Genomic DNA, 17,503 nt, shown 5'->3' with positions numbered 1-17,503 from the left:
TTGAGAAAAATCCCCCTTTTGAAGGGGGAAAGCGAACGGAGTGAGCAAGGGGGATGACCAGATGAGTATTGATTTGACTCAAATATTTATTATCGGATTTCGAATTCACTACTTTCCATCCCCCATTGCCCCCTTCAAAGGGGACACTCTCCAAAACAACCTCAACCGGTAAATGCGTTCTGTCAATAAAAATATCTGAGGATCTTATCCCGAATAGTGTCTTCTGACAGCAATCATAAAATTATCCCTCAGTCAATCCCGGTAATCTTAATATTTCGAAAATCTACCCTGTCGCCATGATTTTGCAGACCGATATAACCAGATCGTTTTAGCAGGCCCGGATGATTCGGAGCATTTTCCATGTATTGGATCAAATTGGCATTAATAATTTGTTCTCCATTCAGTGTTACCTGAATGTTCGGCCCCTCTGCCCGAACTTTCATCGACTGCCACTCTCCGGCGGGTTTGGTCACTCTTTTTGAGACTGCCTGTTCAAAGTAGATACTGCCCGTATATTGCCACGGCTTCAGATCAGCGTACCGTTCGGCATAGTCGTCTAATATTTGAATTTCTAATCCTTCATTTGCCGGATTTCCTTCATGGGGCGCCCTTAGAAACAGTCCGCTGTTGCCGCCTTCAGGTACTCTGTACTCAAGTTCAATGATAAAATCATCATACTGACCTTCGGTCGATATCCACCCGCTGCCGGCACCATCGGTATATAAAATTCCATCTTCCACTCCCCAGGATTCCTGATTGCCGATGACCTGCCATCCGTCCAGGTTTTCGCCATTAAACAGGGAACCAAACAGCGGTTCACTTTCTGCTTCCTGATCTTCCTGGTTTTTGTTTTGACTGTTCGATCTTTCCACAAGCTCATCTTTTACTTTATCCCTGATCTCTTCATTCAAAACCGCAAGTATTCCGTTGGGCAGGTTTAACTGTTCAGATTCTCCAGAATAGTGCGGTTCTAAAATATCAGACAGGATACGAACGGAAGCTTCCCGAATCTCTTCCCTTTCATGATTAACATACTGGGTGAGGGTTTGCAGGGTTAACAATTCACTGCTTTCAGCAAGATGGTTGAGCAGTTCAATTTTGTAATGATTCCCCTCAATAGCTGAAAAGAGGTCATGAATGAGCGTCTCTTTCTCTGAAAGACTCTTATCTGATCGATGGATGATCTGCGTGAAGTTTTTAATTAATGCCAGTTGATCTTCGCCGGATGTTTTTGATACAGCCAGGGTAAACAGAGGCAGGATATCTGTACTGTTCCACATGCCCATCACCTCCATAGAAGCGGACTGCACCTGTGCGTTGGAATGGCGAAGGGACGTTTCTATAATATCGACAGTATTCATTCCATCAATGTGGGGTACGGTGCTTGTCAAACGGGCTTTTTGCAGGTTTGAACCATTGTTGTAATAAGTTCGGAAAAGTTGGTCTCGCTCTGTTTCTGCCACAGACCGGTTCAGGACAGAAGCCAGGGCTGTCTGAAGGAATTGTAATTCATCATCTGAAATATCGTCATTGAATCGTTCAACAAGCAGGTCTGCATCCGTCTCATTCCCAACAACTCCCAGGTAATCGTATACAGCCACTCTGACCGCTTCCTCGTCACTGTCCCACTCATTCAACACAGTCGTCTTATGATCATTCGCCCGGTAGGTCGCTAAAAGATCGATAAGGACCGGCTTTGTTTTGGAGGAAACTTCCGTTAATGATTTAGCCGCAACAGGCACCACAACGTCAGGCTCCAATTGAAGCAGTAGATTTTCAATCTGTTCAATTTCCTGATCTGTATTGGCTTTATCTAAAACTCCAATAGCAAGTTCGGGTTCAACTTCATCCTGGATCTGGTGCAGAGCCTGCAACGCAGCCAATCTGATTTCACTACTCGAATGTTCGCTTTGATCTCTTAAAACAGAAACTGCTGATAAGTCCCCCCGATCTCCCAACGCTTCAATAAAGTAGGTTGCATTGGATTCTGAAGATGACTCTTCGAATCCATCTATCAATTTATTGGTTATTTCTTCTCCTTCCAGCTCATTGATCAGCCTCAATGCGGATGTTGCAAGAATTTGTTCGGAGTTTTGTGCAATCTGTATCAGCTCATCAACAATTTCTTCACCCTGAACCTGAAAACGGATTTGAAGTGCGCTGCTTTTAATGTGTGCCGGAAATTCTCCTTTTAAAAAATATTCCGCTATGACATCACTTTCGGCAGCATAACCAGACTCCAGCAGGGCTTCTGCATAGCCTGCATAATAAGAGATGATTTCGGACTGCCTGAATCCGCTGTTCGTATCTATGGCCTGCTCAAAAAGTGAAGATGCGCCGGGCTCTCCAATATTGGATAGAGCAAAAAGTGACATACGAACCAATGGCCACTGATCTGATCCGGCAGCATGCTGAATCATTTCAACGGACTGCCTGTCTTTAAGCTCACCAAGAGCTTTAATCAGCGCGACTTTCTTCGGCCCCTCCGATGCAGGCAAGGATTGCCTTATACTGTTCGCGGCGGCGGGCGAGTCAATAATCAAAAAGACGCGCAGTGCATCATTATATAGCCTGTCATGTGTTAAAAAAGATTCTAAAACCGGCACTGATCTGTCACTTGCCGAAAGCCTGAGCTGCTCCATTAAAAATGATTGTACTTCATGCGAGTGATCTTTTTGAATTTCGGACAGCAACGCCGTTTCAAATGCTCTTTTTTCTGATTCGGCTCCGGGCCGGGCCACATAGTTCGCCAGGCTGCTCAGTGCATACCGGGCCTGAAGATCACTGCCCAGGGCCGGGTCAATCAACATTCCCGACAGAACATGAACAGCATCACCTTCCAAGATCCACAAGTTGTTCATTGACCCAAACCTCTTCCTGATGATGCTCAGCCGGCATATTTATAATGAGTTTCGATACCTCCTGATGAATATTATTCGCTGCAGCCGGTTCAGGTTCTTGCTGTGTAACCTCAGCCGGTTTACAGGAGGTAAATACCAGTGAGAAAACAATAGCAGCTTTAAAAACTGTTGAGAAAAATTTCATTTTGTTTGGATAATTGTCAGTCTAATTTATGTTTTCAGTCGATATGTCGATCATAATTTTTTTATACGTGTTAAATAATCTGGTAAATAATCACGAATCAGTGCAAAAAATTCGTTTCACCCTCACCCCTTCGCCCCTCTCCCGCGGGGAGAGGGGTTGGGGGAGAGGGCGAAACGATGAAAGTTCTAAATGTAGCAGATTCAAGGTTCATCCGTAATTCTTGTCTTTGGATTACCCCATTTTTCTAAATTAATTACCCGGTATATTATAATTGACCTGACACTATTTATTGTTAACACGCAACGTTGATCTATGGAATTTAATTGATAACGAGTACCTATATCTGCCAGGGAGAACGCATGGGTTGATGAATCATCCGGTTTGCCGCTTCATCATTCACAATTGTCTGCGTTTCCGGATCAAACTCCAGCGACCGCCCAAGGCGTACGGCTATAATTCCAAGGTTTACGATATTGCATGACCTGTGACCATTTTTCTCATTCAGGGCAAATGTTTTCCGTTTTTTAACGGCTTCGCTAAAATCTGTTACTTGAGTTTTAGGTTCCGGCAACGAATCTGCTAATTTTCTAATATTGGGAATATCTGATTGAAAACCCCGGTACAGTTTTCCCTTTGGCCCTTCAATAAAAGCAGCGTCTTTATCCCGGTTTTCACCATCCAACACAATTTTACACCCATCATCGTAGGTAAACTCAATTCTTCGCCACGAGGAGGCTGCATCAGGATGTTGTTGCGGAGCATCTACATCAACGTAAATAGGGTTTGTATGGTCTTTATTTAACAAGTATTGAGACGGATCGATATAGTGTTGACCCATATCTCCCAGTCCTCCGCCGTCGTAATCCCAGTATCCCCGAAAATTGCTGTGAACCCGATGTTCATGGTATGGTTTATACGGTGCCGGCCCTAACCACATATTATAGTCCAATGCTTCCGGTATCCATTGAGGCTCCAGATCCGTTTTACCCCTCCAAACAAACTTCCAGTTAAATCCCGTTGTTTCGCTCAGCGTTACTTTCAGGGGCCAGCCGAAAACATCATTTTCAACCAGTTTCTTGATCGGCTTTACTGTAGTTCCCAAGCCATAGAAATTACTTCTAAAACGAAACCATGTATTTAAGCGAAAGATGGTTCCATTTCTTTCTACAGCTTTTACAACTTCTTGGCCTTCACCAATGGTTCGGGTCATCGGTTTTTCGCACCAGATATCTTTACCGGCATTGGCTGCATCCACGGACATTTTTCCATGCCAGTGGGGAGGCGTTACAATATGCACAATATCCACATCATCCTGTTCGAGCACTTCCCGGTAATCACTGTACCCTCTAACTCCATCCGGCGTCATTGACAATGCCCGGCTCAAATGGTTTTCATCCACATCACACACAGCAATTAACTTAGAACCCGGATACGTCAAATGCCCCCTTCCCATACCGCCTACACCGATCACTGCTTTTGTCAGTTGATCACTTGGAGCCGTATATCCGTTGCCCCCAAGTACGTGGCGGGGAACAATTGTAAAGGCTCCTAAACCGAGGATCGATTTTTTCAAAAAATCTTTCCGGCTGAACCTTTTTTTCTTAGAATCTTTATCCAACTTCTTCATTTTTTAAAATTATGTGCGTGATTAAATATTTGAACAGGATAACGAAAAAATTCATAAACGTTCAATTCCAGATAGTATACCGATATAATGAGATCGGATCCTTATACATATACACATTCCAACCACCAGATACCTCAATTATGGCAGATCTTCAAAGTAACCATCGGGCGGCAGATAAATACACTCACACCCGCCAAACATCTCTTTTTTAGGTGCTCTCGGTAGTTCGTTATTGGGCAGTGGTGCGCCGGTTACGCGATGGAATTCATCCGGTGTCCGCAGACGGGGAACGCCGTCATCATGCTGTTTCATGAAATCTAAAAGTTCTCCTCTCAGCTTGGTTAATTCGTCCCGGTATTGCGGATCATCCGCCAGGTTATTCAGTTCATGCGGATCGTTTTCAAGATCGTACAACTCCTCTTCCGGCCTCGGCTCGTAATAGAGATCTCGTTGATTGTCATCAAGTTGACCGCTCTCTTCAAGCCTGCGAATTTCACCAAAGGTGCCGCCGGTCAAAGCATCCGCTGGAGGCGTACGCGGCAGATCATTAAAAAAGTTTTTGATGTACTTAAAGCGTTCATCCCTGACAGCTCGGACAAAGTTCTCATGATCGTGCCAGTGAGCCTGGCTGTAAATCCGGTCGCGAACTTCGGCCTCTGGATTTGTCAGCACCGGACTAAAGTCAACTCCGGGAGACGATTCAAAGGACTCAATACCTGCGAGAGACAGAAATGTCGTACCGATATCCACAGAACTAACCAGTGACTCGGTTTGTGATCCGGCTTCAACTCGTTCCGGCCATTTCACGATCCACGGGGTTTTGATACCGCTGTCATACATCGTGGTTTTATCTCTCGGAAACGGGCGGCCGTTATCACTGATAAACAAAATGAGTGTGTTATCGCTGACTCCCTGTTCTTCCAAAGTCTCCACCACATCCCCGATATAGCTGTCCATCCGGGAGATTTCATCGTAATAGAGAGCGTAATCCTTTCTCACCTCTTCGGTATCCGGTACATAGGGCGGGAGGATTACATCATCGACGGAATGAGGGTTCTCTATGATACCTTCTTCATAGCCTCGGTGCGGATCATGGGCGGCCAGCCAGAGAAAAAAGGGCTGATCGTCCGGGCGGTGCTCCAGCAGCGGCACCCATAAGTGCGACCCGCTGTTATCACTCTCCGGAAGTTCGCCATAGGATTTTTCCAATTCGTCAGTACTTTCCTCGGCCAGCATATCAAACCGGTCAACCAGATGATCTCCAAGGTGCCATTTCCCGGCCTGGCCGGTCCAGTATCCAGCTTCTTTGAGTTTTTCAACAAACGTCACTTTCTCCGCTGGTACCTCCCAGTGAAGCTGTTCAGCATCGGTTTGATGGGGATAGGTCCCGGTAATCATGCTTGATCGTGACGGACTGCACGAACTGGTTGTCAGAAATGCCTTATGAAACATCATTCCATCATCCGCCAGTTTGTCGATATTGGGGGTTTGAATATTGGGATGGCCGCACGCCCCACAATCGTTCCATGCCATATCATCAGCGATGATGAGGATGAGATTGGGACGGTCATCTGATTGTTCCGCGGCACTGTCAGACAAAGAATTGTTATCTGTCCATGTAAAACCAAGAAACAACACGCTGAGCAATGTGATCAGAATGGATGATGTAAGATGTTTCATACAATTAAGAGTTTGGAATTCAAGTGGCATATTCTGTTAAGATGCATAAACATAATGAAAAAGCTTTTTAACATGAGTCCGAAGTAAGATTTTTTTTAGGAGTGTCCCCCTTCGAAGGGGGCAATGGGGGATGAAAACATTGTATTTGATTCTAGAAAAAATGACCCAAGATATGGTTAATTCTGGACTTAGAAAGTCATCCCCCGGCTCACTCTGTTCGCTTTCCCCCTTCAAAGGGGGATACTTCTCAACTCAACTACTGATTCTTTCCATGATACGGGACTCCCGGAGTAATCTGCGACCAGCTATCATCCTCATATTTTTCCTGGAGTTCATCCAGCTTTTGTTTTAATTCCTTTTGTACGTCGGCATACTCAGGATCTCCATAAACACTGTTTAACTGCTCGGGATCTTCTTCCAGGTCAAACAACTCCCACTCATCATGATCAGGGAAATGTGCAAGCGTGTACCGTTGGGTGCGCAACCCATAATGACGTGCAACCGCGTGCCACCCGTTTTCCACCTCCGGGCCTTCATAGTATTGATAATAAACGGCATCCCGCCAATCATTCGGATTTTCACCCTTCAACAAAGGGACCATCGACCTTCCCTGCATTCTGTCGGGTCTATCCACTCCGGCCAGATCTAAAACGGTTGGAGCGATATCCAGATTTTGCACCAGGTGTTCGTTTACGGAACCCGGTTCAATCCCATCGGGCCAGTGAACAATCAAGGGCATTCTGAATGATTCTTCGTAAATCCATCGCTTATCAAACCAGCCATTCTCCCCCAAAAAGAAGCCCTGGTCTCCGCCATAGATCACAATGGTATTATCTTTCAGATTCTCCCGTTCCAGCCAGGCCATGAGCCGGCCGACTTCATTGTCCACTTCACGAATAACCCGCAGGTAATCTTTCACATACCGCTGATATCGCCACCGGGTTCGTTCCTCTTCCGACCAGTCTGCATAATTTTCGTACAAATATTCATTATCGGCAGCATACGCTTCCGTAATACGTTCAAGCTGATCTTCACTCAGGCTGTTCCCATTCACCAGTCTCTCCCAGCCCGGATTTGGTTCTCCCGTTTCCGGATGCAGCGGCACTTTCAAATCCCGTCCCCAGTTCATCGACTGAGGTCCTCCAAGCTCACTGATCTCCATATCCTGCTCATGAGCGGCCGTCGTCAACCCTGAGTAATCGTAAAAAAGATTAGGCGGCTCAGGAATATCCCGGTCCTGGTAATCGTTCAGAGACGGACCCGGAAGCCACTCGCGATGAGGCGCCTTATGGTTATAGATCATCATAAAGGGCTTGTCTCTTTCCCGCTCCAGCCGCAGCCATTCCAGGGCAATGTCTGTAATAATTCCGGTTGTATGGCCGTGATACTCGATATCTCCGTTTGGGGTACGCATGGTGGGATTGTAATAGGGTCCCTGCCCATAGAGCACTTCATAGTAATCAAATCCCTGGGGCTCACTTTTGAGATGCCACTTTCCAATCATCGCTGTCTGATACCCGTTCTGTTGGAGGATCACAGGAAATGTTTCCAGATCCACCGGCATCGCCTCCATGTTGGTTACCACGCCGGTCTTATGACTGTGCATGCCACTCAGCATCACCGCCCGGGAAGGAACACAGATCGAATTGGTGACAAATGCATTATCAAACCTCATTCCCTCTTCGGCCAGCCGGTCGATATTCGGAGTCGGCGTATGGTCCAGTTTCAACCCGTAATTCAACGCATCCTGATAAGCTCCGATGGATTGAGCCGTGTGATCATCGGAGTACATGACGATGATGTTGGGTTTTTGTTGGTCATTGTTTTGAGCATCAATAGTTGAAAACGGATAAAATCCGAGAAGAGTGAACAAAGTTATGGCAAAAATTTTCATGAAAACATTTATTTTTGTTCTGGATTTAAGCAAAATATACTATTCGATTTCGAGAGTTTGTATTGACGCTAAATATAATCGATCACACTCAAATAACAGAATTAGTAAATAAGTTTAAATTTAAAAATTCCGAACAATCTCTTGCCGCGATTTTGAATATACAGCCTCTTTAACGACCGTCATCCAATTTACGGATATGTTCCATATTCTTCTCGATTGTTAGTAATTATTTATATTATCACCTACACATAATAATTGGAGAATTCTGTTCCAGTTTAACACACGGTCATCAGAAAATCCAATCCAGTTAGGCCAAGTGATGTTTTCCGAAAAAGATTGATTATTATGATTCAACCCATATTGGACTGGACCAGCCAATATGCTCATTTTTCTGAATAATTCGCATGTAATAATAAAGGATTCCTTTTTCTTCCTGAAAGTTCTGATCAGACGAATTCGCCGTCAAAACCTGAAGTTGGCTCTTTTGGTTTAAATGTTCGCACGATCCTGCTATTTCTAAGTATATCCACCCTTTCAATGTCATCAGCAGCTTGTATTCTATATTCCATCATTGGAATATCAAAACTTTGAAGGGATTCCCCTTGAAAAGCTTCATTTAATCGAAAATCAATTTCAATTTGATCACCTGTCGTAGCAAATACACGTCGATCCTTCATTGCTTTAAATCATGCCATTCCTGTTAGTTTCTTTTACCCAGATACATGCAAGCCCTACACCAATACTATTGTGGTCACCACTCGCTATAAATCCAAGCTTGTATTTTTTCTCCCGTAAAGCATAATCAATAAATCCTTTGTCGTTTTCTGTAGGCCTGTGCCGTTCCACGTTGATCATACGAGGGGCTCCCCGGTATTCAGCATTGCCACGACACTGGAAAATTTCTACGATGGGTTCGATCTCTTCATCTCGGGTTTCCCAGCAGCAGGCATGCGTTTCATCTGCAGGATGATGAGGTATAGAGATACATTTGATATCATTGTCATGAATGTATTTCCATAACTTAGGAGCATTCGCTGTTTCCGGATTGTTTATTGAATATATTTCATCTTTATTTCTGATATATTTCTTCGCTTCTTCAGTGGTCGGAAAAATTATATTTTCTGTGACCAACACCCCGACTTGTTTCAAATTCTCCTCGGTTGGTAAGCGTCCACTCTACTGTCCGAGGGTATGACAAAGTGAGGATTGTCATTGTAGAAATCAGCTAGTCTTAAAATGTTTTCTCCAGTACACTTCGGTTTGCTGAATCAGGCACTCATCGAGTGATGCCCATATCAACCGCACTAACCTTCTGAGCTTAATCCAAAACGATAATCATCATGAAGAGTGCCATCTGTACCTGCAGGCCAGCGTACTTGATCTTTCCGAGTGCTCATGAAACTCACCAATAAGCAGCGAGTAAGTTTCACCTTTGTGTTAACATCTGGGTCTTTTGAATTTAGACCTGCCGCTCGAAACGGTCGTAACATCTTTATCTACCGGATGGCATTCCTCTACCATTGTTGGAGTGAGATTGAGGTCTGCATCCTGTGTTCCTAAGTTTCAGGCGAAGAAAACGATTCAACTCTAGCATACCACGCCTCTGACCTGATTAATGTTTCAGTATTATTTGGAATATCGTAATCCCGATTCTTGAATTGTTCACTCTTCCATGCCAGCCAGAATGATTCAGAAGATTTATCAAAAGCGATCGTAGGGATGATAGATTCCCCTTTTTGTTTTGTCTCCAGCAGGGTTATTGGCTTCGACCATCCTTCAATAGGGTCGAGATATGATATCCTGAATTTCCAATATGGATTCCCCTCAAAATCTCCACCACAATGAGTAACTACATAGAGATTGCCATTAAGATCTTTTTGGAAGTTTGGCCAGTGATCATTCTTACCTTTAAAAAGCCACCTGCCATTTTCTTTTTGCTCTAATAATTTCCCATTATGATAACAAACCATGGCACAACACCTGTCTCCAGTATAATTATCACCATCTTCTAATCGATGTGCAAATCGATTGTTTTCCCATGAGATCCATAGCTTTCCAGACTTATCAAAAGCAAGGGCAGGTTTTACATTAATGTTCACACGATCTTTAAAACCTCCGCCTATAGCTACAGGTACAGTTTTAATATCCAAATTCTTATTAATTATTTTCAATTCAATATTTCGGTGGGGGCCATCAGACACATCATAGGCAATGTATATATTTCCTTACCAGGTCTTTTTCAATCGCTGGATGACAGCTGTTTTTGGCTTTTTCAGAAATCAACAATGGAGCTGTCCAATTACCATCTAAAAAAGTTGCTATATAAATACAGAATTTACCTTCTTCAAAACTCTCCCAAGAAATGACAAATGAATCTTTCGGCAACCGCTTTAATTACCGGGTTGATAGATCGCTTTTCCGGGGCACTTATTAATAAGGGCATAGAAAATTGCCCCTTTTCATAGACGGATGCTTTAATTAACCATTGATTGTCCTTAATCTCTGTCCAGGCAATCCCTGGTTGCCCATCTAAATGGCAATCTGCGCTAATGGCTTCATAAGAACCTTCTTTTGCCGTAATCGGATTTTGTTCTTCCCATTTTTCATTTCTCCATTCAAAAGCGAGATGATTTCCGTGTCTTCTGGATATTCTCTTCTCCTAAGCGTTGCCAGATAAGTATGTGATCTATTTTGAAAAGAATTGGACTTTCATCTTGTTCATCCTCAAAATCACTCAACTGGTGACTTTCAATCGCTTGAAATGGGGTTTTCCTTTCTCCAAACTGGCTGAAACTTATTGTTGGTAAAAGAAAAGTGGAAGCAGATAAAGCGCAGTATTACTTATAAATGTTCTTCGTTTCATTTTCTATCAAATTTAATGTCGGCGTTATATATTATTGTGATGCAATAAATAAGCAGAAATTACATTTCACTTTTACTCATTCATTTTTAATTTGGCATCTTCTCAGGTAATGGCCCCCTCTTTTTGAAGAAGTTTCATCAATAATGTGTCTTGTAAGTCCACCGTTCTGATACTGTGACCAGTACTCTATTAATGCTTCAATCACTTTTTGTTCACTAAAACGATATAAATTGTAGTTTTATAGAGATGGTTTAGAAATGATCAATGAATGGCAGATGAGGGAGCATCAACTAAATAATGATTTACAACAAATGGAACGGGAAAAGTCAGAAATAATGTATTTTTTAGCATGTAGATCATATTTTTAAATTTTTAAATGAATTAAGAATAATCAGGTTACAGAACTCAAACAGAGTACAAGATCCACGAACCAGTGAGCACCTGGAAACGTTTATTAGTCATCGCTACGGGTGAGAATTACCTGATGCGGTGGTATCTGCTTCACCATTATTGGTGTTCAGTTCCACACTTAAATCAAATAAGCCCCACCTGATTCCAGGTAAACATTGCGTAAGAAAAAAGATACATCAGCACGCGGACTTATATTCCGAGTCAATTTCTGATTACCGAATGAAATTGTTAGCGACTTGCCGCTTCATCCTTTACCGGATGGATGAGTAACGTATGATGTCGTACAAGCCAGACTTCTGAAACTTGGAGCTTCCAGATAGCCTGGTGGCGGCCGATTTTAGCCGTACTGTCCCTTGTTTGCAGATCTTGACGAGTGAGCTTGGTCAGGATCTCCGCCTGGGTGGCCCTGACCATGATTCTGGGTGCTACAAAATTGTCAGGGCCGGGTACTGGAGACGTCGTCAAACCATTCATCATAAGCATTTTTAAGCCTTTCTAAAATTTCAACGTTTCATCCGCTGAAATCGTTAGTTTCGCCGGATGTCGCAGAGGTGCAAGCTGAGGAGCAGCTCGAATTGTTGGCTCACGCCGGCAGTTCTTCAAAATTGAAGTCCCGCTGTTATTGACCAATTTCCAAGTGTCGTCACGAATCATAAAATGATGATACCGTTGAGGGTTATCTCCTCTATGAGTCTGGATGGTAATTGTGCGCTCTGGCCAATCTTCATTATTATCATTGGTCAGTAACGGTAACAGACTTCGGCCATCTAACTCAAGATCTTCTGGTATTTCAATGCCGCACGCTCCTTGATCGTTGGCATAAGGTCCACACGCGCCGCAGGGCGATCACCACCGACACTCGGCACTTAATCGCGACGGCCAATAAAACCACAAAGGTGAACGAATACCTCCTTCATAAACTTCAGTTTTCATGCCACGGAACGGCCCAACATAACGACGTGTATTAGGACCGTTGTCGTTCAGATAAATCACAAGTGTTTCATCGGCGATCTCTAAATCCTGAAGTTGCTTCATCACCCGGCCAACATTATCGTCTATATTCGAAATCATTGCAAAGATTCGCGCTACTGTGTCAAGTTCATTATTCAACTCATCTTCATCAGACTCTGAAATTATCAGTTTGGCTAACTCATCAGCTTGTTCAAGGTAGTATTCGTACCAATCTTGTGGAACATCGTGGTAAGGGAGATGCGTGGGCATTTGAAGCCAGATATACAAAAAAGGGTTCGTTATCGGCATGGGCTTGGCGTCTGAATCGGTTGGTGTAGTCTCCGATAACATCCTGTGACATAACCATGTGTGTGCACCGATCTACCGTTATGATAAGAGCAGCGGATCCGCATGTTCGTCGCTCGTTGCCAATTGGTTCGGAATGCCATGGCCAATTCCACCGCCAAAAATGTACCGATGCTTCATCAAAACCTTGGTCTATCGGCCTCATTGGATAATTATCACCTAAATGCCATTTTCCAAATATACCCGTTCGATAGCCCGCATTTTGTAATACATCAGCGATAGTAACCTCATCAGGATCCATCATTGAACGTCCGCGCCAAGTATCAACAACGCGGGTTCGATAGTTATGGCGACCCGTCATAAGGCTTGCACGTGTTGGAGAACAAACCGGGTGCACGTAAAAATCAGTTAGCGATGCACTGTTTTTAGCCAAAAGATCAAGGTGAGGGGTTTTTATCACATTGTTTCCTTTAATACCAAAATCGCATCAGCCTTGATCATCAGTCATCACCAATATGACGTTAGGTTTTGAAATCGTGGAATCATTTTGAAAAGATTTACGGCCATCCACACAATTAATATTGATTAATAGGACAAATATCCAAAAATGAAACAATAGAATATATTTTTTACGTAAGATATCACTGATTTTTATCTATGGATATATTTAGATATTTTGTTACTTGAGTAACCAGAGGGCATAGCTTTTTTACAGTCAAGACGTATTCTGAGGTTTATTTTTCGATCATTTCTTGAATAATAAAATTGAGGATCAAAGATCATCATCAGTTTACTTCTGATTATCACACGGTTCAATCAATTTGCGTCCATCCCAACTCACTAGCCTTCTGAAAGTGCTATATTTTCGTGGCTAGGAGTGGCGCTCGACCCACCCAATGTGATTATTTTTTGTGATTACACGCAGATAATAAAAATATCAAACCCAGTACATTTCTCTGTACTTGCTTTTATCTAATACGATTAAATGTTTATGTATACCTAATATTGATGCAAATTGCAGTTTTTTTTTAAAATGTTAGATCGAATGCCTTTCAATTCAATTCTCGAACGCGAATATTTCTGAATTTCACCTTATCTCCATGATCTTGCGACCCAGATATGACCTTCAGGGACAGTTCGCGGGAGATGTGTGACATTCGAATTTGGTGTCACGAACCATTTCGAACCACCCAACAGACCATCGTTCAAATTCAATAACTTTTTCACCGTTTTGCCAATATTCCATAAATGGGCCATTGGAAATGATTTTTGTTGCAGCCCATTTCACCAGCCGGACGAGTATTTTGTGGGACGGCTGGTTTCCAAATCATATAGTGGTGAAGACAACTGAGAAGCGTTGGATTACGGGGAAAAGCCTCGTTGTCTGAAAGTTGCAACTCCGGCCCCGACCAATGTATCGCCAACCCTGGTTGTTCAATCACATGATGAAAAATGCCGCTGTTACCTCCTTCACTCATATTATATTCGGCTCTGAATTCAAAATCCTGATATTTTTCTTTTGTAATGATGTTAACTCTGGAACCCTCTTCTTGGCGAGAGTACCAATCATCCCCACTCATGATTCTTTCCATTTCTCTGGCGTAGCATCCATGTTGTAACCACGCCAGCGTCCAGTTGACTGGCCGTTACAAAAGAGTATATCCACTCGCCGTAGACACTATCAGTGTTTTCTTGCTCATTATTATTTTCAGAGCGTACATTCCCAAAAAAAGGAGGCCGATTATAAAAATTAATAGTTTAGATGTTTTATATATAAACATAGTCTTTTTGCTTTTATTGAATATAATATTCAAGTTTTTAATTACTTTATTATATTAATTTATTTTAGAGGACTCTCATCTCAACCGTGACGTTCAGCGGATGGCTTTCCCTTCTCTCAAACTATCACTTGCAAGCAGTGCCGGCCCAGCAGCTCGCAAACCAAACATTCCATCCTGAAATAACTTTTGGCCTTCCCGGATAGCCCCTGTAAAGTTCCGTAAAATGATCGAAACGGGTTTTCTTATGGCCGGCAGGAGCTCCGATACTCCACAATCTCACCAGGTTCAATAATATTGGCTCTTTGTTCGGGATATTTTTCGCGATCATACCTATTCATATTCTTTTCGTGTTGCCTCACTAAAATTATCAATTCTCATACCTGGCTTCATCAGGCATTTTGCTTTTTCTTTAGCATCAGGTTCTTCGCACTAAATCGCATCTCACCTCCTGAGCCCAACAAGCCGAAATACTCGAACCTCCCCCTGATCCATCAGCAAAGTTCACTCTAAGTGACATACTGAATGCTGGGTGACTCCTCTGTCTCCAGGATAATCAAAAGGCCTGAGCCGTCAACCTCCTCAGCATCCCGCCCATCTTGCCCAGAATACCAGGCCTCCGGTTGCATAAAATTTTTTCTGGTCCCAGCGAACCCGAAATCATATGAATCCGTGAAAATAGATGAACGAACAGGTCTCCGGACACACCCGTGCCATCGTCGTTATAATTTCTCCATCTGAAATGTTTAGGATCCAAACGGAATATTGGGCAAATCTTTTCGAAAGGTTTCCCAATCCACGTTTTCAGTAGTCGCATTGGTGGGAATGGAGTATTGCCATGCCCCTCGGTGTAAAACGGTCCGTATAGCCTTCTACGTAGTTCAATTCACCTATTTCACCGGCAAGATAAAAACTACGAACTTTTCTATAGATAATACTACTGGTCCACTTGGCTTTTGATAATCAAAGGCGTTCCTGTTCTCTGCTCGGTTTCGATCACCTATGAACCATTGATAGTTGAGTTATCGGTTTCTCCAAGTAGACCGGCTTGCCCTTCTCCAACGCGTGGATGGCGTGAAGATCGTGCCAATGATCAGTACTTCCAACAACCACAGCATCCACATTCTCCCGGTCAAGCAATTCACGATAGTCCATGGTTCTAAATATATCATCTCCAAATCTTTCCTTGCACCTGGTTAGGCGGCTATCGTACAAATCGCAAGCGGCAACTATTTTAAAACCATCATATTGCAAGGCAGTTGCAATATTACCCTGTCCCATACCTCCGGCCCCGATAAGGCCCAGGTTTACATGGTTGTTTGGATATTTTTTTAACCGGGTGGCGTCTGGGCTTGAACTGATATGAGGTACTTTTGCCTTTGCCCACTAATGGGACACTGACGACTAGCTGAAGCGATGCCCATTTTTTTTAAAAAGACTTCATTGAAATTTTTATTTCGTTGGCTCATAATTTGAAATTAAATTTTTGATTTTTTTACCTATAGATAGTGGTTGTAACCTTTAAAAATTTTCCATTTACTCATTTTTTATATCATCGACTATGACCATTTTCATCATTCTGTTTGAGTAATTCCTTGAACTGTTCAACAATCTCAAGGAGAATCATGCCACAATTATTTGTCTCAGCCAAGTCTTCAAGGTTATAAAGTTGCCTTTGGATCACCGGGACCCGGCTTGATATAGGCTGGAGAGGTAAAACCTCCCGAACCCAGCCCATCGATCAGTTTCCAGGTTCTGTCTTGGACAGATCAACTACGTTAACCAACCGTGACGACTACTGGATAATCGCTTCTGTTTCTGGCTGTTCGCCAGTCAGCAGGAAGTATGCTGAAACTGTCCTCCCTGTATTATCTGGAAGGCCTTTGCCCGTGATGTCAGCAAAAGTTGCCAACATATCCATGAAGGATAATCGCTCCATCGTAACTGTGCCCGGTTCAACCACTCCTGGCCATCTAACTATAAATGGCAATCCGGTGCCCGCCTTCATGTGCATCACCCTTCATACCCCGCAAGCCCCCGCTGGAATCATGGCCGTATTCGATCCCTTATCATACCACACAGGGCCATTATCGCTGGTGAAAATCACCATTGTTTCTTCAGCCATACCTCTGTTTTCCAGCTCAGCAAGAATATCTCACGTCCATCAGTCATCGCGATAAAGTCGGCCATAAATCCCGCCCCCGCTGACTCCCTCAAATTCCTCGGTTTGGCACTGAGGGAGTATGAGGCGCCGGAACGCAACATACAGAAAGAGAGGCTGATTGGAGTTTGCAGAACCGTGGTTCTCAATAACCCGGATCGATTCTTCCGTAAAACGGGGCAAAACATCCACCAAATTCCATGTTTGGCGCAATGCCGCCCTCTCGCCAGAAAACACCCTGGATATCCGTCCATATCCCACCGCTAAAATTATCATCTACCGTATTTGAGGCGGGTTCACCACACGGTCATCACGTATATAAAAGTAAGGCGGGATATCAGTCGATGCGCGAATACCAAAAATCTAAATTGAATCTCGGTCAAATGGTTCATCTCGCAAAAGCATGTGATCTTCTTCATATTGCCGAATAGGCTGCAGCTTGCGTTATTACCATTATTTCCGGTATAGTCTGCCCGGTCTTGCGTACTCATTGATCGAATCAAATGCCATTTTCCAACCATAGATGTCTTGTATCCTTGTGATTGCAGCAACGAAGCAATCGTCATCCTTCCTTTTTCAATAACCGGTTCATTCGGCCAGACACTTGTAAGCACCGTACTAAAAGGATACCTTCCAGCTAACAAACCATAAACTGGACGGATGGCACAGCGCTCCGGGTGCACGGGCATCGCCATAAATCTTATACCTTTTGCTGAGCCATCCACACTTTGGAGTGGGAATCTTTGATTCTGATTATAGCTTTTGAGATCGCCATAGCCCATATCGT

General features: G+C 43.4%; 13 protein-coding genes. All 13 read right to left on the bottom strand.

Annotated features, from left to right (window positions below; genetic code table 11):
- Positions 1-248: 248 nt before the first annotated feature.
- Complete coding sequence (locus tag U5K72_18250) at positions 249-2,852, bottom strand: family 16 glycoside hydrolase (protein ID MDZ7720766.1); 2,604 nt, start codon at positions 2,850-2,852, stop codon at positions 249-251.
- Positions 2,833-3,045 (bottom strand): hypothetical protein, encoded by a 213-nt coding sequence (locus U5K72_18245; protein ID MDZ7720765.1) that lies wholly within the window; start codon positions 3,043-3,045, stop codon positions 2,833-2,835. Before U5K72_18245 ends, U5K72_18250 begins: the two co-directional genes overlap by 20 nt.
- A gap of 337 nt (positions 3,046-3,382) precedes the next feature.
- A complete protein-coding gene (locus tag U5K72_18240; GenBank protein ID MDZ7720764.1) occupies positions 3,383-4,663 on the bottom strand; it encodes a Gfo/Idh/MocA family oxidoreductase in 1,281 nt (426 codons plus the stop codon).
- 147 nt (positions 4,664-4,810) lie between these two features.
- Positions 4,811-6,352, bottom strand: a complete 1,542-nt coding sequence (locus U5K72_18235; GenBank protein ID MDZ7720763.1) for a sulfatase — start codon at positions 6,350-6,352, stop codon at positions 4,811-4,813.
- A gap of 256 nt (positions 6,353-6,608) precedes the next feature.
- Positions 6,609-8,246 carry a sulfatase gene (locus U5K72_18230; GenBank protein ID MDZ7720762.1) on the bottom strand — a complete coding sequence of 546 codons (1,638 nt, stop codon included), beginning with the start codon at positions 8,244-8,246 and terminating at the stop codon, positions 6,609-6,611.
- A 446-nt stretch (positions 8,247-8,692) separates the two neighbouring features.
- Entirely contained in the window at positions 8,693-8,923 is a 231-nt protein-coding gene (locus tag U5K72_18225) for a hypothetical protein (protein ID MDZ7720761.1), read from the bottom strand.
- A 4-nt stretch (positions 8,924-8,927) separates the two neighbouring features.
- On the bottom strand, positions 8,928-9,395 hold the full coding sequence (locus U5K72_18220) for a hypothetical protein (GenBank protein ID MDZ7720760.1): 468 nt from the start codon (positions 9,393-9,395) through the stop codon (positions 8,928-8,930).
- 407 nt (positions 9,396-9,802) lie between these two features.
- Positions 9,803-10,396 (bottom strand): hypothetical protein, encoded by a 594-nt coding sequence (locus tag U5K72_18215; GenBank protein MDZ7720759.1) that lies wholly within the window; start codon positions 10,394-10,396, stop codon positions 9,803-9,805.
- Between the two features lie 1,970 nt (positions 10,397-12,366).
- On the bottom strand, positions 12,367-12,780 hold the full coding sequence (locus U5K72_18210; protein ID MDZ7720758.1) for a sulfatase-like hydrolase/transferase: 414 nt from the start codon (positions 12,778-12,780) through the stop codon (positions 12,367-12,369).
- Positions 12,781-14,000: 1,220 nt separating this feature from the next.
- Entirely contained in the window at positions 14,001-14,357 is a 357-nt protein-coding gene (locus U5K72_18205; GenBank protein MDZ7720757.1) for a DUF1080 domain-containing protein, read from the bottom strand.
- 1,993 nt (positions 14,358-16,350) lie between these two features.
- Positions 16,351-16,563: a hypothetical protein gene (locus U5K72_18200; protein MDZ7720756.1), complete on the bottom strand. Its 213-nt coding sequence runs from the start codon at positions 16,561-16,563 to the stop codon at positions 16,351-16,353.
- Positions 16,564-16,719: 156 nt separating this feature from the next.
- On the bottom strand, positions 16,720-16,992 hold the full coding sequence (locus U5K72_18195; protein ID MDZ7720755.1) for a hypothetical protein: 273 nt from the start codon (positions 16,990-16,992) through the stop codon (positions 16,720-16,722).
- Positions 16,993-17,012: 20 nt separating this feature from the next.
- Positions 17,013-17,503 (bottom strand): sulfatase-like hydrolase/transferase (locus tag U5K72_18190; protein ID MDZ7720754.1); only part of this gene is annotated, 491 nt, incomplete at its 5' end.

It is taken from the genome of Balneolaceae bacterium, from assembly GCA_034521495.1.
In the GTDB taxonomy this organism is placed as follows: domain Bacteria; phylum Bacteroidota; class Rhodothermia; order Balneolales; family Balneolaceae; genus Rhodohalobacter.
This window is presented reverse-complemented; position numbering and strand designations above follow the sequence as displayed.